Genomic DNA, 624 nt, shown 5'->3' on the forward strand with positions numbered 1-624 from the left:
GCCTCGGTGGCGTTCCGCCGCGCCTGGAAGCTGCCGCTGGTCGGATATATCGCCGACCGTATCTGAGACTGCTGAACCGATCTGCCGCGCCGAGATGACTCCATGGTGTCATCTCGGCGTCATCGTTTTTGTGGGGCGTTTTTGGTCACATACGGCGCCACCAATCGAGGGTGCCGCGCAGCAAGGCGGGGCCGTTATCGACAATTTCGATAATGCCCATGGCCACGGCAGCCAGCCCCAGCAGAATACCGATCTTCAGCCTGCCGTTCCGAGGCAGTTGATCGCGAGAGATCATTGCCGCATCCCCATGGCGGGGGTCAGCCGCAATCGGCGCGGCCGCCGTTTCTCTTGGCGCCGCAACTGCATCCGCCGCCACACGACGCTCCGTCGGACGGCCGCCACATCCGCCACAGATGACGGATGACCACGAAGGCCGCCCCCGCTCCCACGACGGTAATGGCGCCTATATCCCAGAGTGATCCCCAAGCCATGGCGCAACGCTTCTTTCATCAAGGGGCGGCGGAGCAACTCCGCCACCAGAACAAGACCTACAAGAATGTCCCGCCGATCCGGCTGGCGGCCAGGGCCAGCAGCCAGGCGAAGGTCAGGGAATAGGCCACCGAG

The 624-nt window shown here is 63.9% G+C and carries 2 protein-coding genes; one reads left to right on the forward strand and one right to left on the reverse strand.

Features of this window, described 5'->3' with window-relative positions; translation table 11 throughout:
• Positions 1-145 precede the first annotated feature (145 nt).
• A complete protein-coding gene (locus tag A6A04_RS22100) occupies positions 146-295 on the reverse strand; it encodes a hypothetical protein (protein WP_156428705.1) in 150 nt (49 codons plus the stop codon).
• A 194-nt stretch (positions 296-489) separates the two neighbouring features.
• On the opposite strand from A6A04_RS22100, the gene A6A04_RS23360 reads away from it, so the two are divergent.
• Entirely contained in the window at positions 490-615 is a 126-nt protein-coding gene (locus tag A6A04_RS23360; protein ID WP_281196624.1) for a hypothetical protein, read from the forward strand.
• The last annotated feature ends 9 nt before the right edge of the window (positions 616-624 follow it).

This window comes from Paramagnetospirillum marisnigri, assembly GCF_001650715.1.
GTDB lineage: Bacteria > Pseudomonadota > Alphaproteobacteria > Rhodospirillales > Magnetospirillaceae > Phaeospirillum > Phaeospirillum marisnigri.